This window comes from Natronobacillus azotifigens, assembly GCF_026805325.1.
Taxonomy (GTDB): domain Bacteria; phylum Bacillota; class Bacilli; order Bacillales; family Amphibacillaceae; genus Natronobacillus; species Natronobacillus azotifigens.
In genome coordinates, this window is sequence record NZ_JAPRAT010000035.1 from 1 (window position 1) to 25,675 (window position 25,675).

General features: G+C 38.6%; 27 protein-coding genes. 17 read left to right on the forward strand and 10 right to left on the reverse strand.

Annotated features, from left to right (window positions below; translation table 11 throughout):
• Positions 1 to 53: 53 nt before the first annotated feature.
• From OWO01_RS14290 to deoC, 6 genes are read left to right on the forward strand one after another with little or no spacing between them, the layout of a single operon-like run.
• A complete protein-coding gene (locus tag OWO01_RS14290) occupies positions 54 to 1,361 on the forward strand; it encodes a pyrimidine-nucleoside phosphorylase (protein WP_268781145.1) in 1,308 nt (435 codons plus the stop codon).
• A 21-nt stretch (positions 1,362 to 1,382) separates the two neighbouring features.
• Entirely contained in the window at positions 1,383 to 1,559 is a 177-nt protein-coding gene (locus OWO01_RS14295) for a XapX domain-containing protein (RefSeq protein ID WP_268781146.1), read from the forward strand.
• A 3-nt stretch (positions 1,560 to 1,562) separates the two neighbouring features.
• On the forward strand, positions 1,563 to 2,747 hold the full coding sequence (gene deoB, locus OWO01_RS14300; RefSeq protein ID WP_268781148.1) for a phosphopentomutase: 1,185 nt from the start codon (positions 1,563 to 1,565) through the stop codon (positions 2,745 to 2,747).
• A gap of 12 nt (positions 2,748 to 2,759) precedes the next feature.
• The gene (locus tag OWO01_RS14305; protein WP_272506162.1) at positions 2,760 to 3,581 is read left to right on the forward strand and encodes a purine-nucleoside phosphorylase; all 822 of its coding nucleotides are present in this window, start codon (positions 2,760 to 2,762) and stop codon (positions 3,579 to 3,581) included.
• Positions 3,582 to 3,617: 36 nt separating this feature from the next.
• Positions 3,618 to 4,025 (forward strand): cytidine deaminase, encoded by a 408-nt coding sequence (cdd, locus tag OWO01_RS14310; protein WP_268781149.1) that lies wholly within the window; start codon positions 3,618 to 3,620, stop codon positions 4,023 to 4,025.
• 12 nt (positions 4,026 to 4,037) lie between these two features.
• A complete protein-coding gene (deoC, locus tag OWO01_RS14315) occupies positions 4,038 to 4,709 on the forward strand; it encodes a deoxyribose-phosphate aldolase (RefSeq protein ID WP_268781150.1) in 672 nt (223 codons plus the stop codon).
• A gap of 451 nt (positions 4,710 to 5,160) precedes the next feature.
• Here deoC and OWO01_RS14320 read toward each other — a convergent pair whose 3' ends face one another.
• The 3 genes from OWO01_RS14320 to OWO01_RS14330 all read right to left on the reverse strand — a co-directional run bounded on the left by OWO01_RS14320 (position 5,161) and on the right by OWO01_RS14330 (position 7,015).
• Positions 5,161 to 5,610, reverse strand: a complete 450-nt coding sequence (locus tag OWO01_RS14320) for a DUF2188 domain-containing protein (protein ID WP_268781151.1) — start codon at positions 5,608 to 5,610, stop codon at positions 5,161 to 5,163.
• Positions 5,611 to 5,660: 50 nt separating this feature from the next.
• Positions 5,661 to 6,296 (reverse strand): NAD(P)-dependent oxidoreductase, encoded by a 636-nt coding sequence (locus OWO01_RS14325; RefSeq protein ID WP_268781152.1) that lies wholly within the window; start codon positions 6,294 to 6,296, stop codon positions 5,661 to 5,663.
• A 302-nt stretch (positions 6,297 to 6,598) separates the two neighbouring features.
• Positions 6,599 to 7,015: an Rrf2 family transcriptional regulator gene (locus tag OWO01_RS14330; protein ID WP_268781153.1), complete on the reverse strand. Its 417-nt coding sequence runs from the start codon at positions 7,013 to 7,015 to the stop codon at positions 6,599 to 6,601.
• 264 nt (positions 7,016 to 7,279) lie between these two features.
• Here OWO01_RS14330 and OWO01_RS14335 point away from each other — a divergent pair, with 264 nt between their 5' ends.
• The 5 genes from OWO01_RS14335 to OWO01_RS14355 are packed head-to-tail and all read left to right on the forward strand — an operon-like array spanning position 7,280 to position 11,976.
• Positions 7,280 to 7,549, forward strand: coding sequence for a hypothetical protein (locus tag OWO01_RS14335; protein ID WP_268781154.1), 270 nt, complete (start codon positions 7,280 to 7,282; stop codon positions 7,547 to 7,549).
• Positions 7,550 to 8,905 (forward strand): tripartite tricarboxylate transporter permease, encoded by a 1,356-nt coding sequence (locus tag OWO01_RS14340; RefSeq protein WP_268781155.1) that lies wholly within the window; start codon positions 7,550 to 7,552, stop codon positions 8,903 to 8,905.
• Positions 8,906 to 8,939: 34 nt separating this feature from the next.
• Positions 8,940 to 9,896, forward strand: coding sequence for a mevalonate kinase (mvk, locus tag OWO01_RS14345; protein WP_268781156.1), 957 nt, complete (start codon positions 8,940 to 8,942; stop codon positions 9,894 to 9,896).
• The gene (gene mvaD / locus OWO01_RS14350) at positions 9,893 to 10,876 is read left to right on the forward strand and encodes a diphosphomevalonate decarboxylase (protein ID WP_268781157.1); all 984 of its coding nucleotides are present in this window, start codon (positions 9,893 to 9,895) and stop codon (positions 10,874 to 10,876) included. The genes mvk and mvaD overlap by 4 nt, the downstream gene beginning before the upstream one ends.
• 14 nt (positions 10,877 to 10,890) lie before the next feature.
• Entirely contained in the window at positions 10,891 to 11,976 is a 1,086-nt protein-coding gene (locus tag OWO01_RS14355) for a phosphomevalonate kinase (protein WP_268781158.1), read from the forward strand.
• Positions 11,977 to 12,756: 780 nt separating this feature from the next.
• Here the strand turns inward: OWO01_RS14355 and OWO01_RS14360 are convergent.
• Positions 12,757 to 13,353, reverse strand: a complete 597-nt coding sequence (locus OWO01_RS14360; RefSeq protein ID WP_268781159.1) for a pyroglutamyl-peptidase I — start codon at positions 13,351 to 13,353, stop codon at positions 12,757 to 12,759.
• Between the two features lie 695 nt (positions 13,354 to 14,048).
• Between OWO01_RS14360 and OWO01_RS14365 the strand changes: the two genes are divergently transcribed.
• The 5 genes from OWO01_RS14365 to OWO01_RS14385 all read left to right on the forward strand — a co-directional run bounded on the left by OWO01_RS14365 (position 14,049) and on the right by OWO01_RS14385 (position 17,116).
• Positions 14,049 to 15,131 carry a hypothetical protein gene (locus OWO01_RS14365; protein ID WP_268781160.1) on the forward strand — a complete coding sequence of 361 codons (1,083 nt, stop codon included), beginning with the start codon at positions 14,049 to 14,051 and terminating at the stop codon, positions 15,129 to 15,131.
• Positions 15,132 to 15,319: 188 nt separating this feature from the next.
• Positions 15,320 to 15,565, forward strand: a complete 246-nt coding sequence (locus OWO01_RS14370) for a hypothetical protein (protein ID WP_268781161.1) — start codon at positions 15,320 to 15,322, stop codon at positions 15,563 to 15,565.
• An 82-nt stretch (positions 15,566 to 15,647) separates the two neighbouring features.
• Positions 15,648 to 16,319, forward strand: coding sequence for an HAD-IA family hydrolase (locus tag OWO01_RS14375; protein ID WP_268781162.1), 672 nt, complete (start codon positions 15,648 to 15,650; stop codon positions 16,317 to 16,319).
• A gap of 140 nt (positions 16,320 to 16,459) precedes the next feature.
• Entirely contained in the window at positions 16,460 to 16,756 is a 297-nt protein-coding gene (locus tag OWO01_RS14380) for a hypothetical protein (RefSeq protein WP_268781163.1), read from the forward strand.
• A 189-nt stretch (positions 16,757 to 16,945) separates the two neighbouring features.
• Positions 16,946 to 17,116 carry a hypothetical protein gene (locus OWO01_RS14385; protein WP_268781164.1) on the forward strand — a complete coding sequence of 57 codons (171 nt, stop codon included), beginning with the start codon at positions 16,946 to 16,948 and terminating at the stop codon, positions 17,114 to 17,116.
• 254 nt (positions 17,117 to 17,370) lie between these two features.
• Here the strand turns inward: OWO01_RS14385 and OWO01_RS14390 are convergent, their stop codons facing one another.
• The 4 genes from OWO01_RS14390 to OWO01_RS14405 all read right to left on the reverse strand — a co-directional run bounded on the left by OWO01_RS14390 (position 17,371) and on the right by OWO01_RS14405 (position 21,260).
• Complete coding sequence (locus tag OWO01_RS14390) at positions 17,371 to 18,015, reverse strand: SurA N-terminal domain-containing protein (RefSeq protein ID WP_268781165.1); 645 nt, start codon at positions 18,013 to 18,015, stop codon at positions 17,371 to 17,373.
• Positions 18,016 to 18,037: 22 nt separating this feature from the next.
• A complete protein-coding gene (locus OWO01_RS14395) occupies positions 18,038 to 18,544 on the reverse strand; it encodes a hypothetical protein (protein WP_268781166.1) in 507 nt (168 codons plus the stop codon).
• Between the two features lie 261 nt (positions 18,545 to 18,805).
• On the reverse strand, positions 18,806 to 20,779 hold the full coding sequence (locus OWO01_RS14400; protein ID WP_268781167.1) for a S9 family peptidase: 1,974 nt from the start codon (positions 20,777 to 20,779) through the stop codon (positions 18,806 to 18,808).
• 73 nt (positions 20,780 to 20,852) lie between these two features.
• Positions 20,853 to 21,260, reverse strand: a complete 408-nt coding sequence (locus OWO01_RS14405) for a potassium channel family protein (protein ID WP_268781168.1) — start codon at positions 21,258 to 21,260, stop codon at positions 20,853 to 20,855.
• Positions 21,261 to 21,613: 353 nt separating this feature from the next.
• Here OWO01_RS14405 and OWO01_RS14410 point away from each other — a divergent pair, with 353 nt between their 5' ends.
• Positions 21,614 to 22,600: a ring-cleaving dioxygenase gene (locus tag OWO01_RS14410; RefSeq protein WP_268781169.1), complete on the forward strand. Its 987-nt coding sequence runs from the start codon at positions 21,614 to 21,616 to the stop codon at positions 22,598 to 22,600.
• 273 nt (positions 22,601 to 22,873) lie between these two features.
• Here OWO01_RS14410 and OWO01_RS14415 read toward each other — a convergent pair whose 3' ends face one another.
• Both OWO01_RS14415 and OWO01_RS14420 read right to left on the reverse strand, forming a co-directional pair.
• Positions 22,874 to 24,826, reverse strand: a complete 1,953-nt coding sequence (locus tag OWO01_RS14415) for an ABC transporter permease (protein WP_268781170.1) — start codon at positions 24,824 to 24,826, stop codon at positions 22,874 to 22,876.
• The gene (locus OWO01_RS14420; protein WP_268781171.1) at positions 24,816 to 25,577 is read right to left on the reverse strand and encodes an ABC transporter ATP-binding protein; all 762 of its coding nucleotides are present in this window, start codon (positions 25,575 to 25,577) and stop codon (positions 24,816 to 24,818) included. Before OWO01_RS14420 ends, OWO01_RS14415 begins: the two co-directional genes overlap by 11 nt.
• Positions 25,578 to 25,675 lie beyond the last annotated feature (98 nt).

Below are 25,675 nucleotides of genomic sequence, written 5' to 3' on the forward strand. Positions count from 1 at the left end.
AATAAGGAAAGCATGTTACTTTTTCGAAAGTAGCTTAGAAAGGATGATTGCATATGCGTATGGTGGATATTATTGCAAAAAAACGTGATGGTCATACATTAACAAAAGCTGAGATTGATTTTTTTATACATGGTTATACGAATGAACAGATTCCAGACTATCAGGCTTCTGCACTATCCATGGCGATTTATTTTCAAGGAATGACTACCGAAGAACGTGTCCATTTAACGATGGCAATGGTGGAGTCTGGTGACCAAATTGATTTGACGGATATTGAAGGTGTTAAAGTCGATAAGCATAGCACGGGTGGTGTTGGTGATACGACAACCCTAATTCTGGCTCCATTGGTCGCGACGTTAGGGGTTCCGGTTGCTAAAATGTCGGGGCGTGGATTAGGCCATACGGGAGGGACGATTGATAAGTTAGAGTCGATTGCTGGTTTTGAAGTAGAACTTGATGCGCGAACGTTCAATCAGCTCGTTAACAAAAACAAAGTTGCGGTAGTTGGTCAAAGTGGGAACTTAACACCTGCAGACAAAAAATTATATGCACTACGAGATGTCACAGCAACGGTGAACTCGATTCCGTTGATTGCGAGTTCGATTATGAGTAAGAAAATCGCCTCTGGTGCGGATGCGATTGTCTTGGACGTCAAGACAGGTTCCGGTGCTTTTATGACAGAACTGGACGGAGCTAAAGAATTAGCACAGGCGATGGTGGGGATTGGAAACGGAGCAGGGCGAAAAACAATTGCAGTGATTTCCGATATGAGCCAACCACTCGGTAAAGCAATCGGAAATGCACTTGAAGTAAAAGAAGCGCTCGATACGTTGCGAGGACAAGGTCCGGAAGATTTAACGGAACTTTGTTTAACGTTAGGAAGTCACATGGTTGTTTTGGCAAACAAAGCGGATTCAATTGAACAAGCTAGGGAACAACTAAAAGAAGTAATTACTTCTGGGCGAGGAATTGAAAAATTCAAGGAGTTTGTTGTTGCGCAAGGTGGAGACCCTACCATGATTGATCAACCGGAAAAATTACCGCAAGCTTCATATCAGATCGAAGTCCGAGCAAAAGAAGCGGGTGTGATAACGGCAATTGATGCAGATGAGATCGGTCATGCTGCAAGTATGCTAGGAGCAGGTCGTCTTACGAAAGACGCAGAAATTGACTTAGCAGTAGGATTAATCTTAAAGAAAAAGATTGGCGAATCGGTAGCGAAAGAGGAGCCATTGGTTATCATGCACAGCAACTCACATGAAGTAGAAGAGGTAGAAAAACGAATTCTGGCGGCTTATCATATCGGTGAACAGGTGAAGGAAGTCCCTCCACTTATTTACGATGTGATTTCAAATGAATAATAAATATTAGGAGAGCGAGATATGAGAGAATTATTATTAAGCTTACTTGCAGGGATTATTATTGGGATTATATTCAAGTTTTTAAAATTACCGTTACCAGCACCACCAGTGCTAGCAGGTGTTCTCGGTATTGTCGGTGTGTATTTTGGAGGAGTCATTGCAGACTATATGAAAGATTTTTTTAGTATGGGAGGTTAAAGAATGGTAGCAAAATTTAAACGGATATTTTTGGTTGTACTCGATTCAGTTGGTATTGGTGAAGCGCCAGATGCGGCCGACTTTAATGATGTAGGTGCAGATACGCTTGGGCATATTGCCGAACACATGAATGGACTAAACATGCCAACGATGGGGAAGTTAGGGTTAAGTAATATTAAAGAAATTCAAGGGATCGAAAAAGCAGAAACTCCTCTCGCTCATTATACAAAGATGGAAGAGGCATCAAATGGAAAAGATACGATGACAGGTCATTGGGAACTGATGGGCCTGCAGATTGAACAACCATTTCAAACATTTCCGAATGGTTTCCCGGATGATTTGTTAGCACAGATTGAAGCAGAATCAGGACGTAAAATTATTGGGAACAAACCGGCATCAGGAACAGAAATACTTGATGAGCTCGGTGCTGAACACATGAAGACAGGGGCATTAATCGTCTACACCTCTGCGGACTCAGTACTACAGATTGCTGCTCATGAAGAGATTGTACCAATTGAAGAGCAATATCGCATTTGTGAAATCGCACGAAAATTAACGATGAATGATAAATACATGGTGGGTCGGATTATCGCCCGTCCATTTATCGGTAAACCAGGTGCGTTTGAACGAACGTCTAATCGTCATGATTATGCGTTGAAACCTTTTGGTCGAACCGTGATGAACGAACTGAAGGACAATCAATTGGATGTTTTGGCTTTAGGGAAAATAGCTGATATTTACGATGGTGAAGGAGTTACAGAATCGATCCGAACGACCGATAATGATGATGGTATGGAAAAATTCATTCAGTCCGTGGACAAAGATTTTCATGGATTGAACTTCTTAAACTTGGTCGATTTTGATGCGAAATATGGACATCGTCGAGACCCTCAAGGATATGGAGAAGCGCTAGAAACCTTTGATCGCCGTTTACCTGAAGTGTTGGAAAAGTTGCGTGAAGATGATTTGTTCATTCTTACAGCAGATCATGGAAATGATCCGGTTCATCATGGTACCGATCACACGCGTGAATATGTTCCGTTACTTGTTCACCATAAAGGGATAGTAAAAGGAGAAGCATTACCAATCAGAAAAACCTTTGCAGATATCGGGGCAACGATTGCTGATAATTTTGGTGTCAACATGCCAGTTTATGGTGAGAGTTTTTTAGATGCTGTGAAGAAATAGGAGGAGAAAATTTTGCAACAACAAATTAGTGAGGCTGTCGCATGTATTCGAGAAAAATTTACTGAACAACCAAGCGTTGGACTGATTTTAGGTTCCGGGTTAGGAATGTTAGCAGATGAAATTACGAATCCAGTGAAAATTTCTTATGATTCGATTCCGAACTTTCCTGAATCGACAGTCGAGGGACATGCAGGTCAATTAGTGCTTGGGGAATTGAATGGATTAACGGTAATCGCGATGCAAGGTCGTTTTCATTATTATGAAGGTTATGGGTTAGATGTTGTGACATTTCCTGTGCGTGTGATGAAGGCGCTCGGTGTCGAAACATTATTGGTCACAAATGCGGCTGGTGGAGTAAATACGAGCTTTATCCCAGGGGACTTGATGTTAATTACGGATCATATCAATAACACGGCGCAAAATCCATTAATCGGCCCAAATAATCCTGCATTAGGTGTTCGTTTTCCAGACATGTCAACCGCATATGATCGTAACCTTCAAGCAATTGCTCGTGATGTAGCAGCCGATTTGCAGTTGAACTTGAAAGAAGGCGTATATGTGTGGAATACAGGACCAACATATGAAACGCCAGCTGAAATCAAAATGCTTCAAGCGATAGGTGGAGATGCAGTAGGGATGTCCACAGTCCCAGAAGTTATTGTTGCCCGTCACGCGGGAATGGATGTGTTAGGTATTTCTTGTATTTCTAACATGGCTGCAGGAATTTTGGATCAACCATTGAATCATGAAGAAGTGATTGAAACAACGGAAAAAGTACGAGAATCATTTTTGGCTTTGGTAAAAGCAGTGTTAGAACGAATCGGAGCGCAATAATCGAGCGACTCCATTACATAAAAAGGGGGACAACATATGGCTTCGATAGAAGGTTTGATTGCAGAGGCGAAAAAAGCGCGAGAAAAAGCATACACACCCTATTCGAAATTCAAGGTGGGTGCCGCGCTACGAACAACAGATGGTGAGATATATCATGGGTGCAATGTAGAAAATGCTGCCTATTCTTTATGTAATTGTGCAGAAAGAACGGCTTTATTTAGTGCTTATGGGCAAGGAGCTCGTGCGTTTGATCTGTTGGCAGTAGTGGCAGATACCGAACGACCCGTTTCCCCTTGTGGCGCTTGTCGTCAAGTGATTGCAGAATTATGTCCGCAAGACATGAAAGTAGTATTGACCAATCTACAAGGTGATGTAGAAGAGACCACGGTGGCGGCATTATTGCCAGGTGCGTTCTTAGCCGGTGATCTTAAAGCAGAAAAATAAGGAGATGAGAAGATGAGTCAAGAACTAGGGAATAAAATTGATCATACTGTGTTAAAAGCAGATACAACAAAAGAACAAGTGATTAAGGTTTGTGAAGAAGCAAAAACGTATGGCTTTTATTCTGTTTGTATTAACCCGGCATGGGTAAAAGAAGCCGCAAAACAGTTGGCGGGATCTGAAGTAGACGTATGTACGGTAATTGGATTTCCACTAGGTGCATCCACATCTGCTGTGAAAGCTTTTGAAACGAAAGATGCGATTGAAAATGGTGCAACAGAAGTTGATATGGTAATTAATATTGGTGCATTAAAAGATGGCAATGATGATCTAGTGAAGTCCGATATTGCAGCAGTAGTTGAAGCGGCGAAAGGAAAAGCGCTAGTAAAGGTTATCATTGAAACGAGCCTTTTAACCGAAGAAGAAAAGGTAAGAGCATGCGAGCTTGCCGTTACAGCAGGTACGGATTATGTAAAAACATCCACAGGTTTTTCCACAGGTGGAGCGACCGTGGAAGATATTGCACTCATGCGTAAAACCGTTGGACCAGAAATTGGCGTTAAAGCATCTGGTGGCGTGCGCGATCAAGCCACTGCTCAAGCGGTAGTGGATGCGGGTGCTACGCGGATTGGTGCTAGTGCAGGAATCGCTATTGTTCAAGGAGAACAGTCAGATAGTGATTATTAAGTAAAAAAATTAGCTTTATGGCGATATTCTTAGGTGTTATATCTTTAAATAGATGCAAAAGATTTCCTAGTATAACAGTAGGGTCTGATGGTTGCTTTCCAATAAGTAAAACGACAGATGACCATTCATGGTCATCTGTCGTTTTACTTATTGGAAAGTGTCACGCTATAGCGTGACATGACAAGCGTTAGCTTGTCACCATCAGACCCTTATAAAGTGAAATTTCAATCAGTGGGGGTTTTTATGTATTCCCCCACTGATTGTTAGCCCTAAAGGATGACCTAAAGGCCTTTGAACCATTCGGGGTGCTAGCGTCCGTTACTCCCACTTAAACAACTTGCTTTTCTCGTTGTTTTGAAGTGGGAGTCTTACGGACGGTGGCTTCGGGATAAAATATAGCTTCATATTTTTTCGTTGAGAAATTCCGTAAAAGTCTTTCGCGAACAGAGCTCTATGCTTCATAGTTTCGGACGGTTTGAATTTCTCCTGATTGTTTGTGAATCACTAACTGTGTTTCTTTGTTTTTGGCAATTTCTTTCCCGCGCTCAATGGCTTCTTCTTTTGTCTCGTAGCGATTTGCTGCTCTTTTGGCATCTGCTGTTTTTACTACCCATCCGTCATCAGGTAGGACATGGATGGCATGGTCTAACAGTTCTGGTCGACTGTTTCTATCATCGTCAGTCTTTCGTAGTTGCACATCTGTTTTTTTGGCCATCTCATCACGTTCGTTAGCTGAAGCATTGTCAAACCATTCTTTCGCTTGATTTGTTGCAATGGGAATGGCTTGATCCTCATCATAACCTTCATTAATCATCGCATTGGCCATCTCAATCGCTTTTTTCCTTAATACCGAATCAAAGTTTTTCCATGAGCTTGGATAGTCATTCGTATCCCAAGGCATGGTATCGCCTCCTTTAAGAAAGCAATACCCGACTTGCTAAACGATAAACATTATTTTTCTCCTACTACGGTGAATCGTTCATTTAAATGTTTAGGGTGCTCGATTTCATCGACCAATGCGATCGCATAATCAGCATAACTGATATAACTATCTCCGTCACTATTCGTAATGACTGTGTCTGTTCCCACTTGATAGGAGCCGGTTCGTTTTCCTTCGGGATCAAAGACCGCAGCAGGACTTAAATGGGTCCATTTAACATCATTGGTTGAGGCTAAAATGTCTAAAGCATTTGCCATATTGGATGCAGTTGGGTAGACAAAGTCAGGAAAGTCTGGCGTATCGAGAAGACGAAGATTTTTTTCTTGATCAACGTAAAGACTTCCCGCACCACCAACAACAATCAATCGGGTATCCGTTCCTTTCAACGCCTGAATTAGTACATTGTGAGAGTCGACGTGCAAATGCTCTTCTCCACTTGGGGCATTAAACGCATTAACAATCACGTCATAAGCTTCAACGTCTTGTTTAGTGATTGAAAAAATATCCTTTTCGACTGTTTTAACAGAAGTATCCGTTACTTTTGCTGGGTTTCTAACGATTGCTGTGACATCGTGCCCCCGCTCTTTTGCTTCTTGTAAAATAAGCCGTCCTGCTTTTCCTGTTGCACCAATAATTCCAATTTTCATTAGTAAAAACCTCCTTTAAAATGTGTTGCATATGTAACCATTATAGTTACAACAAAAACGTGAGTCAAATAGGATGCAATGGTTGAGCGAAATCGAAGCCCAAACTAGTAGTGCACTAGTAAGGATAAGCAATAATCCGTGATATATGCTTAAGAACAGATGTTCAAAGAAACCGAATGATGAGCGACTTTTGTTTGCTCGTTCATCGGTGTTCAGGTAGAGAAATCCTACACTCTGGTCTTAGGAGCTTCGCCATTCTAATTTGCTAACTTTTGCAACACGTATGAAAAAAGAAAAATCCTTCAACGATTGGTTGAAAGATTTTTTATAAGATCAGCTAGTGTTTGGTTATTTAATTCTTGCTCTAATGCACGTTGCGCTCGTTGAAAGGTTTTATCTAATGTCGATTGAATATTTTTCCCAATCCAACAATGGGGGTTGGGGTTGTCATGTATAGAAAAGAGGTCGTCGTGGGTTTGAACCGCTTGATAAACCATTAGGATCGTAATTTCTTCTGGTTCTTTTTCTAACGTAAAACTCGCCTTTCCTACATGTGCAGAGATTAAGCCAGCTTTTTTTAATTGGCCACTAATTCGCCTAATGACAACAGGGTTAGTATTTACACTTCCTGCAATAAAATCCGATGTGATCGGAGTATCAGACTTCGTTGCGATCATTGTTAAAATATGAATTGCAACCGATAGCTTTGTGTTTATCATAAGTTCACCACCAATGTCATTAGTTTAGTAACACGACAGAGGAATGTCAACTAGTACTTAAAAAAGAAGAGAAAGTATAGGGGAAACGAGAGGTCAAGTTACTCATCTTGCGCAAAGTCGGGTTGTTTGTTGCTTGCGTATGTTTGCTTTCTTCATATAGTATAGAGTGTGATGATTATCACGCGTTTGTTGATAATCGTTTTCAATTAGGCTATAATGGAAATCGAGTCTGTAAAAAACTGATCTTAACGGAGGAATGCGAGAATGAAGGGAACAAAGACACCTGATTCTTTACATAAAAAAGAGCAAGGTGAAAATATAGAAGTATGGGCAGATGTTGTGAAAATAAAAGATTTAATGCTTGCCATGGTCATTACAACGGTTGTAGCATTAGTGGCATATTTTATTGCACCAAGTGAAGCGCCGATGCCATTGATTTTTGGTTTAGTCGGTGCTCTGATTGGATTCATCATTTCTAGTATATTAATCCAACCGAAGCGTCAGTTTAAAGAGATAGAAAGGGAGGAAGGCTAAATGGATCCTAGTTTAATTCTTCAGATGATCCTCGCCGCAGTAGCGGGTACGGTCATTTACACTTTAATTGGTATCGCACCGGGGACTGATGAGACTGCTGTGCTTGCTCCGGTAACATTAGTGTTAGTCTTAACAGGTTTGGAACCAGTTGTTATTCTTGCCTTTTTCATGGCTGCAATTATTGCGAAAAAATTGACAGATTCCATTCCTGTTGCAGTTGCCGGAATTCCAGGTGGTGTCATGGCAGCACCGATGGTTGAACATGCACTCGTATTAAAAGAACATGGTCAAACGGAACTCGCGATTCGAAAAATGGTATCAGGTTCTGTCATTGGTACAATTATCGCTGTTCCTATCAGTCTACTTTTGGCTAATGCGCTCGTTGATTTTTCTGACGTCATCAGTGATAATGCCAACCAACTATTTCTGGCTGGTGCAGTGATTTTGGCACTCATGTCTAAAAAACGATGGATCGCACTTGCTTCCATTGTACCATTTGCTATACTAATTCAAGGGTTACGATATATCTATTGGGAAATAGGTGTTGTGCCAGAAGGAACCAATGTGTTTGTCTCGTTCTTTTTGGGGATCACTATTGGTCCTGTCATTTTGACGCTATTTGAATTATTAAGCAAAAACAAGCGTAAATCTCTACCACGTTATGATAAAAAAACAATCAACGTTTCAAAAAACAATCAATATCAAGGCATACCAAATCCATTTAAAATTTTAACTACACAAGAATTGAGTGTCAGTACGATCGCTTCATTCTTCGGTGTCATCATTTTCATTTTAAGTCCAGTTGGAATTACTATTTTACTAGGAGAATTAGTTTCTAGTTGGGAAAAAGATCCCGTTAAGAAAAGTGCGCTAGCGATTTCTAGTATGGATGCGTTGACTAATGCGGCTTACATTGCGGGAACTTTAATTCCTTTGATTGCTTTGGGCGTGCCATTGTCCCCGGTGGCGATTGGCCCTGCGAACGCGTTATTTAATGCACCACCTGTCTTTACATTAGAAAATAATATGCATCATATGTTGTCGATGGGTGATTTCGTTTGGGCAGTAGTTATTGGTGCGGTTGTAGCGATTGCGATCACTTACTTCTTTATCGTTAAATACGCAGAACGTATTTGTTTATTTGTATTGAAAAAAATTCCTCACGAAGCGATGCTTGGCATGTTTTTCGGCTTAGTCGTCTTACTAGCATTTATTGATGCCGGTTGGATAAATATCGGCGGTGTTCTAATCATCGGTCTAGTGGCTGGTTTTATGCACCGATTGGGCGTGAACTATGGGGTGCAGTTCATGGCATTGTATGCCGCACCTTGGCTCTTCCAATTGCTAGTGAGGTAAAGATAGGGTGAGAGAAATTAAGGAGAGGCGAACCATGATAAAAGCATCTCAGAAAATAGGCGTTGGCCAAGCGCACAGTAAATTCATTTTAATTGGCGAACATGCTGTTGTTTATGGCGAACCAGCCATTGCGATTCCGTTTCCGTTGGTGAATGTGACAGCGGAAATCAACTATCGTCCCGGCCCGGTTGAATTTGTCAGCAACTTCTATTCCGGAGCCATTCGTGACATTCCTGTGAAATTAGAAGGATTGGCAAAGTGTGTAGAAGCTGTCTGTCAACATTTACAGCACGCGACGCAAGATTTTCAGATTGAACTTATTTCCTCTATTCCGATTGGTCGAGGGTTAGGCTCTAGTGCGGCGATTGCCGTTGCGTTGGTAAGAAGTTTGTATGATTTTTTTCAAAAAAAACTAGAGCGTTCCGATTTAATGCAGTTTGTTGATCTAGCAGAAAAGTACGCTCATGGAACTCCGAGTGGCATTGATATGGAAGCTACGAGTAGTGATCAACCGATCTGGTTTGAAAAAAATAAGCCTATTCAGTCAGTGGAAATCGATCAGCCGTTACATTTTATTGTTGCAGATACTGGTCGAATCGGTGATACACATGCAGCGGTTGCGAGTATTAAACAAAAATATGAAGCCGAAGTTGATCAGACAAAAGCAAGGATAAATAGATTAGCCGAGTTAACTGATCAAGCAAAAATGATGCTGAAAAATGGGCAAGCGGTTGAGTTAGGTATCATTTTAAATCAAGCACACGAGCAGTTGCGTGCATTAGGAGTTAGTGATCCAGGTCTGGATCATTATGTGGAAGTAAGTAACAATGCAGGTGCGCTCGGAGCAAAGTTAACCGGTGGGGGTCGCGGCGGTTGTATCATTGCGCTTGCGCCATCGTTAGAAGTTGCGACAGAAATTGAAGCAGCATTGATTCGAGAGTCTGCCGCTCAAACATGGCTATGTACAATCGGTGAGGTGATGAAGTCGTGAAAGCAAAAGCACGAGCACATACGAATATTGCCTTGATTAAATATTGGGGCAAACGTGATGAGGCCTTATTTTTACCGACAAATAGTAGTTTGTCGATCACATTAGATAAGTTTTATACAGACACGAGTGTTCGGTTTGACCCGAAACTACAGGCAGATCAATTTTTTCTAAATGGACAGCAGGCAAGTCAGCAAGAAACGACAAAGATAAGTGCGTTCATGGATAAAATTCGCTTGCTTGCTGGTGAAAAACATTATGCGGTTATTACGTCAGAAAATCATGTGCCAACAGCAGCAGGTTTTGCTTCGTCTGCTTCTGGTTATGCGGCTTTAGCTGCTGCGGCAACAAAGGCGGTCGGCCTTGAACTTGATAATCGTGCATTATCACAAGTGGCACGTCAAGGCTCAGGTTCTGCGAGCCGTTCGATCTATGGTGGTTTTGTTGAATGGCAAAAAGGGGAATTGGAGGACGGCTTGGACTGTTATGCCGTCCCATTATTAGATAAAGATGCATGGGATCTTCGGGTTTTAGCTATCGAAGTGTCATCGGTAGCAAAAAAAGTGTTAAGTAGGGAAGGGATGAAACGAACGGTTGAAACGTCCCCTTTTTACCAAGGCTGGTTACACGCAGTAGAACTCGATTTACAAACAATGAAACAAGCGATTGCCACTCGCGATTTTACGTTGTTAGGAAAAACGTTGGAAGCAAATGCATGTAAAATGCATGCCACCACGTTAGGCGCAAACCCACCATTTTTGTATTGGAATAGCGCGACCATGCAAGTGATGGAAGCTGTTCAAGCATTGCGTGATCAAGGATTAGAAGCATATTTTACGATCGACGCTGGCCCTAATGTCAAGGTAGTTTGTCAACCAAGTCAAGTAGATCAAATCACGAGTCAAATCCAGTCACTCGATGTTGTACAGTCGATACAACACTGCCGAATCGGTCCAGGCATAAGCTATTTGGATCAAGAATAGGAGCGAATAAAACAATGGCTAAACCTCACTATACCGTTAAAGCCCCTGGTAAACTATTGATTGCTGGTGAATATGCGGTAACAGAATTAAATCAAGATTCGATCGTCGTTGCTGTCGATCGCTACATAACCGTGGAGGTTTATCCGAGTAGTGTCAATCGTTTGGAATTGCCACAATTGGGTTTAACAGATGTGCAATGGAAGGTAGAAGCGGGAGAGGTTCTATTTTCCATCAACGATGACCGCTTACGATTTATTAAAAGTGTAATCAAGTTGGTATATGCTTATGTTAATAAGGATGTCGATCGAGCAGTTACGCTCACTGTCAAAAGTGAATTGGATGATCCTTCTGGTCAAAAATATGGCTTAGGCTCAAGTGCTGCGATTGTCGTTGCTGTGGTCACGGCATTGTTGAAATGGTATCAAGGTTCTGAAGATCTAATGACGATATTTAAACTAGCTTCGGCAGCGCATTTTCACACCCAAGGAAACGGGTCTTGTGCAGACATTGCCGCCTCAACCTTTGGAGGTTGGATTCAGTATCGTACTTTTGATGGCGATTGGTTGAATCAGCAGTTAACAGAAGTAAGATCGATCAAAAAAATTATCGATGGTCCTTGGCCAGGTCTGAAAATTGAACCGATCCAACTACCACCTTCACTTCATTTTCTTGTAGGATGGACAGGTAATGCTGCTTCTACCGCGCCAATGGTACACAATATTCGTCAGCTAAAGCAAGCCAATCCATCAACATATGATCAATTTTTGCAACAAAGCCAACAGGCAGTTGCATTCATTTTAGATGGCTTTGCAAATAATCAACCCGAACTTGTGTTAGCAGGTGTAAGGAAAAATCGCCAGGCACTTCAATTTATTAGCAACCAAGCACAGGTTGTTATCGAAACCCCTGTTCTTGAAAAGCTAGCTACACTCGCATCAAAATACGGAAGCGCGAAATCATCTGGCGCAGGTGGCGGAGACTGTGGCATTGCTTTTGTCGAAGAACAAGCGAACGTTGAACAGTTAAAAGCTGAGTGGGCAAGAAGCGGGATTACCCCCTTGGATTTACAGGTTGCTGAAAAAGGGGTAGGCGCATATTAATGTTGGGAGCAAATTCGAAAAGATGCGAACAAACCGCGGAGAATGCTAGTAAATCCCGAAGAACGCGAACAAATTCAAAAAGTCGTGAGCAAAAGTCGGAGAACGCGAACAAATTCAAAAAGTCGTGAGCAAAAGTCGGAGAACGCGAGCAAATTGGAAAAGTCGTGAATAAATCGCAGAGAATGCGAAGAAATCGGAAAAGATGCGAACAAATCGGGGAGAATGCGAATAAAATGAAAAAGATGCGAACAAATCGCAGAGAATGCGAATAAATCGAAAAAGATGCGAACAAAATGCGGAGAATGCGAATAAATCCGAAAAGATGCGAACAAACCGTGGAGAATGCGAATAAATCCGAAAAGATGCGAACAAACCGTGGAGAATGCGAATAAATTCGAAAAGATGCGAACAAAATGCGGAGAATGCGAATAAATCCGAAAAGATGCGAACAAACCGTGGAGAATGCGAATAAATTCGAAAAGATGCGAACAAATCGCGGAGAATGCGAATAAAATGAAAAAGATGCGAACAAATCGCGGAGAATGCGAATAAAATGAAAGAGATGCGAACAAATCGCAGAGAATGCGAATAAATTAAAAAGGCCATGAAATATACCTGTGCGTATATTTCATGGCTTTTCCTATATTCTTTATACGATCCTTATAAGTGGTTGTTCAGAAGTAACCAAATGATAAGCGCGTATTTCTTCGTTCATCCAGTTCTCATGTTAGTAAGCCTACTCTCCGGTCCTCAATACTTCATCGCCTTTTTATACACACACTATAATTGTTCGATTATAATTTCTATTCCTCGTTGAAGATCTTGCAATGACCAGGAGCTTGTCATTGGCTTTTGCAAAGCAAGTTTATGGTCGGCGGGGATGTGAATAAAGCCAGCTCGGAGCGCCGGGTTATTTTTTTCAGCGTAATGACGAGCAACGTACATCGTCTGATTGCACAGATAAGTGCCGGCTGTATTTGATATTTTGGCTGGTAATTCCGCAGCAACAAGTGCATCGACCATCTTGCGGATTGGAAGTGTGGAAAAATAGCCGTCTGGCCCTTCTTTTTCAATAAGCTGATCTTGATAGGAAACGCCAGCATTGTCTTTTTCTCCGTCCATGCAATTTATTGCGATTCGTTCTGGTGTAATGCAACTGCGTCCAAATGTGAGCCCTAATGAAAGAACAACATCAGGATTCAATGTCTTTATTTCTGCTAGCAACGCTTCCTTTGTTCCCGAAAAATCAACGGGTAACACGCTCCCATGAATAGATTTGTTGCCGATTTTCATTCCATCTAACGCTGTGACGATTTCTGCAGTAGGATTTGTTTCCAAACCTAAAAAAGGCTCAAACCCTGTTAAAAGTATCTTCATAACTTCCTCCCCAAACTTTATGAACCTTAATTCCATAACCACTAATGATGACAATTATAACATATAACACCTGCTTTCAACTCCATGGCTCCGTTAACACTATGAAAGAATCTAAAGTCTTCAACTGGAACTAATTGAAAATTATTCCCACCTCCACACTTCAAAACAATAAGAAGATCAAAGTTGTTTAAGCGGAAGTAACGGACGATAGCACTGCTCAAGGCTTCAGGGAGCTTTAGGTCATCCTTTAAGATTAACAATCAGTCGAGAAATACCGACCCCCACTGATTGAAGTGTCACTTAGTATAAATGTTTTGATTGGATTTTTTTAGAAAAACGTATTGACTTGGTAATTAGATACATGCTAGTTTTGTAGTAATTGTTGAAAAATTAACAATCATTGTTAGCGCTCTTTATTTGTGCTTTCCTATCTCCATTGTCTTTATAATTAGAACTTTTCCAAATGAAACCATCCGTAACTCCCACTAGTTAAAATTCCTCTTTAACTGAAATCTAAATATCTCAATTAAGGATAACTAGTCAGTTCAAAAAAATCGTATCTTGTCATTCAATTTGTATCACAGGCGATATGTGCGTAATGTATCGGTGTGGGGTGCTTTTATCGTAGTGTACAATTGTTTATTTCATAAGAGTAGGCAATTATCTTAAATATTTTAAAAGTGAGGAAAAAGAATATGAACCTACACACAAAAGATATGCTAGTTGTATGTTACCTTCTTGTAATCGGACCAATTTATGCTTTCTTAATTCATCAAAATCCTATTTGGGGAGAATTATCTCTTGTTTCGTTGGCGATTTACTTACTACTAACCTTTTTTATTCTTTACATAATTTACGTGGTGAGTGTTCTTATTGAGGTTATTTTATTAAAAATTTTTCTGAAAATGCCTTTAAAATATGTCATCCTATATCCATTTACCATGGATAAAAGAATTAACTTTAACCCAATAAAGTTATCTATGAATCAAGAGCCAATTCGTGATGTTTTGCCGTTAAATTTAATCTATTTTTATAAAAAAGGATATAGTGAAAATGAACTGCGTAAAAAGTTCAAAAATATCATAACGATAAATACAGTATCGTGCTTGCTCTCTTATTCTATTATATGGGCGGTTTTAGAATATTTCTTTGAGTTAAATTTCATGTTTGTCTTCGTGATCAGTTTTACTGGATTAATAGCACAAACATTATTGAGTGATGGTTACTTTTGGAAAGGAACGCGCTATATTTTATCAAAGGAAAGTGTCGTTAAATACCTATTAACCTTTGCAAATATTGAGGAACTAACGATAGAAGATTATGCTACATTTTTAGAGGATTGTCATCGTAAAAAACCTCTAGATCTTGATTATCTATATATCCTGGAAAATTATCTTTATGAATGCATTAACAATAAAAGAATTGTATTACCAGACTATAAAGTTAAACAGATTATAAAAAATATTTTCGAGCAGCAACAACATAGGAATGTCATTGCTGATATTCAACGCATTAACATGATGAAGCTAATAGGTCTTGTCTCTAAAGTAACAGGTGATGCCGGTTATCACCAACTATTTCAAGAGTATATGAGTCAACTAATTGATAACGACTTTTCTTCTTGGAAACAAGTACAAGATCCATTAATCGAGTACGCTTCTTATATAGAAGATGATAGCGATATTAATCGAAAAGAACAACACTATGATGTCGGAAGAAGATCTATCTTCAGTTATCGTGAAGATTTAGAAAAGAAGATAGTTTATTTCAAATCTTAGAGTAACCAACATCAAGCAACACTGGTAGCTGTTAATTAAAATGGAGAACAGAGGTGAGATCGTATTAAAAGCAGCGATGTTTCTAGCTATAGTAATGTTAATAGCTTTGGTAATTGCCGATGTTTTCGCTAAAATTTATACTTTTCAAGGGGAAGAAGATCCACCTAAATGTTAAGGCGTATGATTCTTTGAATAACATGTTGGCATTATATGAAGACAATCAGGCAACTGCAACACCACAAATACATATAGAAGAAAGTAAAATGTATTATTATCATCCGCAAAGAAATTCCAATGGGATCCGAAGTTTCGATCTAACGACAGCCTATGACAATGTTGCACCCTTACATGAAGGGGGAAGGAGTATTGCTAATAGCGAGTTAATGGGATTAATTTACTATTTAATGGTATCATTAGATATAGAGTTCTTATGATACTAATGGGAAGGGATATTGAACAAGAAATTATTTAGCTTGTAGAAGGAGTACATGGTTACTTTATTTGGGGGAATGCATAATGGTTAAGGTAATAATATTTGATTTTGATGGATTAGTGTTTGACACTGAAACATATGACCTTGAAGCTTTTCAACAATTATATAAATTATATAAAGTAGATTTCCCTCTGGAAAATTGGATGGATTCTATTGGTAGTTCTCTGAGGTTTGACCCTTATGAACGATTATTAGTAAAATTCCCAGAAATCAGTAGAGATAACTTTAGATTTCAACGGAGTGATATATATGAAGAATTATTGGATGGTAAATCTCCAAGAGAAGGTGTTGAAGATTATTTAGAGAGAGCCAAACAACTTGGTATTAAAATTGCACTTGCATCAAGTTCTACAAAAAGTTGGATAGATTACCATATAAATAAATTAGGTATTAAATCATATTTTGATTATATTTGTACCTCTGATGATGTAGAGAATGTAAAGCCAGAACCAGACTTGTACAATAATGTTCTTAGCTATTTTGGAATTAGTTCTAAAGAAGCTATTGTATTTGAAGACTCCCCGAATGGTTCAATAGCTTCAATACTTGCTGACATACCTTGTGTTATTGTACCTAATGAAACAACTAAATTGATGAAATTTGATGATAGAATTGCGTTGCGGTTGAATTCTAAAAAGGATATGACTTTAGATGAGTTTTTGGGAATTGTGTCGATGAAGTATCCAAATAGATAATAGGATGAAGGGAAAAGTGCGAGGATAACTATTGTTGTTTTAAAAAGTTGAATTTTTGCCTATATCTTCTGTTTTCGATCATTGATCAGAGAGAGTGGGTGCAAAATACCAAGATTTAAAAAGAGAGGGGAGAGAATAAAATGATTAAACTTAAATTTTATTATATATCTGTTTCGTTTGTTCTTCCGTTTATTTTGATAACTATCCTAAAAACAGCAATTAACGTGGATCGGCCTATTGATATGATTATCGGGGGATTGTTGTTTATTATTTTTAGTAAGCTGTTTACGAAACCTTTCGAGAAGTGGATAGTGACGAATAATAAAGAGGATCAATTATGGGATTGGGCTTTTGATGATGGACTAAGTTTCGAGCGAGGGAATCTTTACGCTATATTTTTGATTGCTAGTATAGTGGTTGAGGTTAATCCTATGTAATTTTTGTTGTGTAAATATTAGGAATGGGCGTGTAAAGGCTGCCCCATCTGCGTGGGCATTTATCCATATCAAGGCTCATCCCTATTGATCAGAAAATTCTTTTTAGAAGGAGATGGTTTCTTGCTAGTGTACTTTTTACTCACTACTGCTCTGTGCATTACACTATATGATTTATTTAGGAAGTACCTAATGAAAAGAGAGCTAAAAAAAGACTTGTTCTATAGCACTGTTTTACTAGTGATGATTTCGGTATTTTTCGAGCAAAACATTATTCAAAATGTCATGTCGCTGCTTATTGTTTTAGTGGGTTCATTTTATGGGTATAGCGTTGTTTACAAAAAGGAAGGAAAGAAGGTGTAAAAGAGAGAATACATTTTGAACCTGTTACAATTTTCTTGACGTGTTCCCCCCCGGAAAGTATCCTTAGTACAATAGGGGATTTGCAATAATTGGTGTAACTTTAGTAGCAGTGCTTTCAGCGAAAATATGAACAGAAAAAATGAAACAACAATAACAAAATTGTTAAAAGTTTTTTTCAATAATAAAACCTCCTTTTGCTCTTGGCATCAACAAAAAGGAGGTTTTATAATTCTTTATAATTAAAATCCATATTTTTATTCAAACTGTTCAAGTGCCTGCTTATTAATGTTTAAAGTATCCTTATTTTCTACTTTTAAATCATGCACAAAGTCACTTAGCGAATATTTATCATTTAACGTACCCTCTAATTCCATATGATCAACTAACTTATTTATTTTTACAACATCTTCATATTGCTTAAGAACATCTGGATGAGTGAAATACTCTTCTGGAGAAACATTTAATTGTTTTGCTAGCTCTAAATGAATTTGTTTTAATTCTTTAGAAATATTTTCTTCTTCAAAGGCTTTTCTCGTTTGCAAGGCGTATTCTTGAACGTCATTCTTCGTTACCTCAATACCTTGTTCATCAGAAACCTTTAATAACAATTTGTTCTCGACGATCTGATCGATCACCTCTTCATTGGAAACATCAAGCGAAATATCATTCAATTCATATATCATTTTCAAATTTTCCTTATGATCTACAAATTCCTCTTGAGTAATGGTGAAATTTTCACCTTTTACTAAAACGTCAGAAGAATTTACCCCTTCTAATTTCTGTTCTTTTTCACTGAAAAAGTTACCAATGCCAAAATCATCGGCTAAAGCCATTGGAGCTAGTATTACTAAAAGAAAAAACAAACCGCTAAACAAAATAATAATTTTTTTCGTTTTCATATTTTATTATACCTCCGAATTATTAATAATTGTAGAAAGTAAAGGTACTAGTAACTCTACCACCGCCCATACAAGTACTCGGGTTAGGGTAAAACTGACCGGAAGATTCAATCGTATAGGTTCCTTTTTGTCTCCCATCTCTTGTTGACTTCAATATATCGCGTGCATAACCATCATCGGGTATAAGAAAAGTATCAGGTCTTAAAGTGATCTCTGTCCCCCCCATTTTAAGAGGAGATATTGTGTTCATGGTTCCTCCACATTGAGCAAAAGATCCCTTTAATGTGGAAGTTTGAACGACAAACTCCACGAAGTTATAATCAGGATTAAACCCTGTCGGAGTGTAATATATACTTGTTTCTACTTTTAAAGCAATTGAAGCTAAAAAACCACCACCACTAGGATTATACATTGCAATTAAACCTGTTTTTTCATTTTCTTTTCTTGCTGCCGTAACTAATTGGGTGGAAGAGACAAAAAAAGTAAAGATAAGTACAAAACAAATCAAAATAGTAAACTTACTTTTCATTCTTTTTTCCTCCTTATTTTTTAATTTTACAAACTATAATACCATATAATGTTATTATATCACGTTTCCAAAAAAAGGAAACACCTTCTTTAAATTTTCCCGAAGGATTCTTTAGGTGAACTCCATCCTATTACGATAAAAGCTACCCCGTTTTTCGCAACACAGGGTAGCTTGAATTTTTTCACTTATGCATAAAAGGTACCTACCGAATTTCAGCAACAAAAATAGAAGTATTCCGCGTCCCTTAAAACATATAAAAATTTATAAATATTTCTCAAACCACTCAACAATCTCATGAAGGCGATGAACGCGTAATGCAGGGTCACCTGTTCTAGATAGATTGTGATTCGATTCTGGATAGCGGACGAATTTTGTTGGTTTCTTCCGCATCTTCAATGCAATGTATAACTGTTCTGCTTGCTCGATCGGACAGCGATAGTCTTTTTCGCTATGCAAAATAAGTAATGGCGTTTCTATGTTATTCACATGGCGAATGGGAGAATGATGCCACAGCTTATCTGGATCGGACAATAAATCCGCTTTTAATTCCCAATCGGTAAAAAAGTAGCCGATATCACTTACCCCATAAAAACTATGCCAGTTTGTAATCGATCGTTGCGTCACCGCCGCTTTAAACCGATTCGTATGTCCAACAATCCAGTTGGTCATGAAGCCACCATAACTGCCACCGGTAACACCTAAACGATCCTCATCAATCCACTCAAATGTCTCCAATGCATAATCAACCGCATCCATAATGTCCTGATAGTCTCCGCCACCATAATCACCACGTACCGCATCAACAAATGCTTGCCCATATCCGTGGCTACCTCGTGGATTAATATACAGCACACCATATCCTTTCTCAGCTAACACTTGGAATTCATGGACAAAACCGTGACTATACATTAAGTGAGGTCCACCATGGATCTCGACAATAAGTGGATATTTTTCACCAGCTTTAAAAGCAACAGGTTTCGTAATCCAGCCATGTAGTGGTGTGCCGTCTGATCCGGTAAAGTCAATTTCTTCAGGTATCGATAATGTTCGCTCCGCAAGCAATGCTTGATTACTCGTAGTCAGCTGTTCCCTTTCACCGGTTCCTACTTGATGCAGATAAAGATCGCCGGGCACATCTGCTTTACTAGATGCATAAACAACTTTTGTTTGCGCTTGATTAAACGTAAATTGATAGATTTGTTCTTTTTCCCCAAAAACCTTCGTAATTTGGTGATCTAAGGTTACTTGATAGAGGGAGGTTGCTCCTTTTTCACCGGCTAAGAAAAATAATGCCTTTCCATCTTTCGACCAGATCGCACCATCACTTCCTCCATCTGTACCCATATCATTAATGCAAACATCACTTGCTTCCACATCCCAATTTTCCGTTAAGGTAACAAGTGTTTTGGAATCGAGATCAAACGTATATACTTCGGTTAATGTAGAACCAGCATATTCGGTTCCACTGCCTAATAAGGAAATTTTCTTCCCATCTGGTGCGTATTGTGGGCTATGTAAACGCATAGAACTGTCCGTTTGTTTTGTGAGTGCTTTCGATTGAATGTCGAGTAAATATAGATCGCTAATTAATTGATATTCCGCATCTTCTTCTCGGTTGGCAATTAACGCAAGAGTGGTTCCGTCTGGAGAAAAAACAGCTTGGCGATGATCAAATTCACCTTCCGTTAACACACTCGTTTTCTCATTATCTAACTCTATTAACACAAGCTGTTGATATTTTTCTTTAGAAAAACCAGCACCATCTGCTTTGTATTTTAATTTTGTCGTAACGTAAGGGGTTAACTCATCTTTTTCTTTTTTCTCTTCTTCCTTTTTATCTAGTGAGTCATCTTTCCCTAAAGAAACAGAAACGACAAGTTTTTTTCCGTCAGGGGACCATACAGGGTTAGTAGCTCCGTTTGGAAAAGAAGTGAGTTGTTTTGCTTCCCCACCATGAACAGGAATCAACCAGACTTGTTGTTTTCCTGAGCGATTAGAAACAAATGCAATTGTAGTCCCGTCTGGAGAAAAACGAGGTTGCCCTACTTTCTTCTTGCCATGTGTAAAAGCAATATCCTTATTTGTGCTTAAATCAATTAGATGTAAGTTTGATTGGTACTTCTTTTTATCATTGATTGTTTTTTTGACATAAACAACAGTGTTACCATCTGGTGAAAGATGCGGTTCTTGTACAAATGAAAATTGCAATAAATCCTCTGCAGTTAATCCTTTCATATCCTCACTCCTCATTGTTATATATTGTATGATTATCATAGCATATTTAATTCGTTGTACGAAATATTTCTCCTTAATCTTTTTCTTTTTTCTGGTTGGAATGATCAAATGCTTTTAAAAAATAAGCCGTCGGTAGCAAGACACCAATGGAAGCTTGAATAAGTGAGAAAAATCGTGCTACTCCAATCGGGACAATATCTCCGTATCCAATTGACAAAAGTGTAACGCCACTAAAATAGAGCATTTCCCAAAAGCTATGTTGAATGGGCTCACCGTTAGCTTCATCTACCAAAATAACTTCTTGAATCGATAACGCATAATACAAGAGTGCGAATCCCAATAGGACTCCACATAAGACGAAAAACAATTTTAGAAATAAGGCTGTACTAAAATAACTTTTCCGATAAGTTTTATTCATGAAAAAATAATATAAGTTAAGACCAATAAAAAGCGTGGCAATCCCAAGCAATAGTTGTGTCATCTTCTTCACCTCTAGTTGTATATCCCACATATTTTATTAGGTAAACCCATCGTTTATCCCGGAGCAACCGTCCGTAAGACTCCCACTTCAAAACAACGAGAATATCAAGTTGTTTAAGTGGGAGTAACGGACGCTAGCACCCCGAATGGTTTAACTAACAATCAGTGGGGGAATAACTGGGAATAACTAAAACCCCCCCACTGATTGAAGTTTCACTTTTTTTACGTTGAATCAAGGGAAATACTAAAGAAAGCAATTCATTTGCGAATATTTTATATCCATGTTATATTTATCTCGAATTAAAGATAATTTTAATAAATGAAAATATGAACAATATAAAAGGAGGAGTTTACATGGTCAGTGGTTTAAAAGGTATTCACCACGTAACCGCAATAACAAGCAGTGCCGAGAAAAATTATCACTTTTTTACGTATGTTTTAGGGATGCGTTTGGTGAAGAAGACAGTAAATCAAGATGATATTCAGACGTATCATTTGTTTTTCGCAGATGATGAAGGAAACCCAGGAACAGATATGACATTCTTTGATTTTCCTAATATTCCAAAAGGTGCGCACGGAACTAATGAAATCTATCGAACTGGATTTCGGGTTCCTGATGATGCTGCACTAGAATATTGGCGTGATCGATTTGATCGATTGGAAGTAAAACATGAAGGGATTCAGGAACAATTCGGGAAGAAAGTTTTGTCTTTCGTGGATTTTGACGATCAGAAATATCAATTGGTTTCTGATGAAAATAATGTAGGTGTAGAGGCGGGAATTCCATGGAAAAAAGGACCGATCCCATTAGAATATGCAATCACTGGACTTGGTCCAATTACAATTCGCATTTCAGATTTTTCTCGGTTTAAAAAAGTTTTGGAGCAAATTCTTTTATTCAAAGAGATTGATCAAACAGACCAGGTCCATTTGTTTGAAGTTGGAGAAGGTGGAAATGGAGCGCAAATTATAGTGGAGCACCTGGAAGGAGTGGGTGATGGCATTCAAGGATATGGCACCGTCCATCACGTTGCCTTTCGCGTTGAGGACACGGATGCTTTGCATGAATGGATTGATCGATTACCTCAATTTGGTTTTCAAACTTCAGGCTATGTCGATCGTCATTTCTTTGAATCGTTATATGCACGAGTTGCCCGACAAATCTTGTTTGAATTTGCGACAGACGGTCCAGGATTTATGGGAGATGAGCCTTACGAAACTCTAGGAGAAAAACTCTCTCTTCCACCATTTTTAGAGCCAAAGCGTGAAGAAATAGAGAAACGAGTTCGTCCAATTGATACCGTTCGAAGTACCATTGATTGGGATAAGGAAGGTTTATAGTCCTTATATTGTGTTTTTTTACATGTGAAGTAGTAGAGAACAACAAGCTGTTTTAAACAAAGATTGTTTAAAGCTGAATCATTAACGAGCTACCCTCAAATCAATGAAAATAACTATTACCCCGGGGCAACCGTCCATAAGACACCCACTTCAAAACAACGTGGGCGTCTTATGGACGCTAGCACCCAAAATGGTTTAAGGGTCTTTAGTTTATCCTTTAGGGCTAACAGTCAGTGGGGGGGATAACTGAAAATCCCCACTGATTCACTTTATCTATAACGATTTGTTAATTACCTCCTTGTAGTAGCTAACAGATAACAAACCAAACCCTGAGTAGAGAATTGTATAAATCACCATTACGATTAGCATTGGTGTCCAGAGCTCTGTACCAAAGAAAAACCAGCCAGATTTAACTGCAAAGTAACTATGCGATAATCCAAGAATAAGTGGAATACCGAAATTAAAGATTTGTTTTATGCGAATACCTTTAATTAAGTCATGTTTGGTATAACCAATTTTTCTTAAAATCGTATAGTTCGCCTTTTCATCTTCACTTTCGTCCATCTGCTTAAAATACAGAATACAGCCAGATGTTATGAGAAAGGTTAGGCCTAAAAAGCCAACAATAAACATAACTAGCCCCATGCTTTCTTTTTGGTCTTGGCTCATTTCGACAAGAGATAGTGGACCGGATTCAGCTTCGAATTCATCAATTAAATGGTTGAAAAGCTTATTAGCATCATCAAGTTGTGATCGATTCGTAATATTAACAGCAAAAAAGACATTATAATCAACCTGTAAATCCTCATCTTGATAAACTTGCAATTGTTCAAAAGTGTTTTGATTAACTATACCTACAGGTAAGCCACCATTCGTAAACAAATAGGAAAGAATGGTTGTTTTTTCTCGTCCTGAAAAATGTTGATCTATCGTTGCTTCAGGTGTTATCCAGGAGATCTCGCCTTCATCCTTAAGTGTTAGCATCGTTTCCATCAGCACACTTGCACCAGCAAAACGGGTCTCTCCTTCTACTAGATCAAGGTTCTCCACCTGTTCTGCTGATACGACCGGTAAGATCAAAGGCATTTCTTCTATGTTTTGTTGAGCAAACTCAGTTTCTGCAATAGCCTCCACATCTGCTTCTACATAGATAACATCACGCTGTATCCGCTGAAAGGGAATATTCGCTTCTTCCAACGTATTAGTAAATAGATCAGCTGTTTGTTCAGTCGTAAAGGAAAAATCACCAGCTACATTTTGCATCGCTGTTTTTTCGGCGGAATAGTAGGTAATGTAACTGAGTGATAGTAAACCGATCGATAAAGCAGATACAGTTGTTACTATCGTTAATAACAAAGCGTTTGATTTCATTCGGAACATAAGTGATGATAGGCTTAACACATGATTGATCGTTAAATAACCACGTCGATATTTTCGCATCATATTCAGGATAAAGCTAACCGTTCCCTTGAAAAAGAAATATGTTCCAATAATCACGGAGGATAGAATGAAAATCATCGCTAAAAACAAATGGTTTATACCTGTAAAATCACCATCAAACAGGCGTTGTGAAACGTAATAGCCTGATCCAATACTAAGTAATCCTAATAAACCAATGATCACTTCCAACCAAGCAAAGCGTTTAACCCGATGTTCTGTAGACTTTAATACAGTAAACAATTGGAGAATCGTGTTCTTTAGAATAAACAGATAGTTGGTGAAGCAAATACATACAAATACAATACAAAAGATGATTAAGGTTTGTTGTAAGGCTTCGATTGAGAAATGGAGGGAAGCTACGTCATCCACCCCAGTAATTTTATATAAGATCATCATGATTAGCTTAGAAGAGATAAAGCCGATGCCGATCCCAAAAGCTAGTGAACTAAAATATAAGATGCTGTTTTCGATCGTTAGAACTCGGAAAATCTGTTTTTTATTCATACCAATAAGTTGAAACAATCCGATTTCTTGACTGAGTCGCTTAATAAAAATACGGTTAGCATACAATAAAAAGACCGCTACGATGACAAACAAGAGAACGGAAGCTGACCGAATGCCTGCTTCACCTCTTATCGAGCCACTTGCTCGATCCATAGAAGGATCATATTGTAATGTCACAAAAGAAAAATATAATGCCACACTAAATATTAAGGCAAGTACATATAAATAATAGTTTTTAACATTCTGTTTCAAGTTCTGAATGATTAAACGATTAATGCTCATGAGGCACCCCGCTTAATACTGCTTGCGTCTTCATAATATCTTGATAGAACCTTTGCTGAGTTTGATCACCTTTATTTAATTGGGTATAAACTTGACCATCTTTAATAAAGACAACGCGTTTTGAAAAGCTAGCTGCTGTCATATCATGTGTGACCATGACAATCGTTGCTTTACGTTGTTGATTAAGATCACTCAATAGGTTTAATAAATCAGCTGCAGCTTTTGAATCCAGAGCGCCGGTCGGTTCATCTGCAAATATAATAGAGGGTTGGTGAATAAAGGCGCGAGCTGCTGATGTACGCTGTTTTTGACCACCTGAAATTTGGTTAGGGTAATGATTGGAAATTTCTTTTAAACCAAGCTGATTTGCTAGTGTATCAAATTTTGCTTGTGCTTGTTTTTTTGAAAATCCAGCAATTGACAAAGGTAAAAGGATATTTTCTTTTACGGTTAACGTATCAAGTAAATGATAATCTTGAAAAATAAAACCGAGATGTAGTTTGCGAAATGTGGCAAGTTGTTTTTCTTTTAATTTTGTCATATCTTGATCTTCTATTTGTAAAGCTCCACTTGTCAATTTGTCTATTGATGAGAGCACATTTAATAAGGTTGTTTTCCCTGAGCCGGATGCCCCCATAATACTAAGGAATTCTCCCTCTTCTATGGCTAGATCTATCCCTTTTAATACCTCTTGTCTATTGAATTTATTCCCATAAGCTTTATGGATCTTTTCTGCTTTTAATATCGTCAATTTACTACACTCCTTTATGTGATCTTAATTAAAGTATAAACTTATACGAAAAGTCATGCGTTTGAATTGACTAACAAAAACGACAAAGCATGTGACAT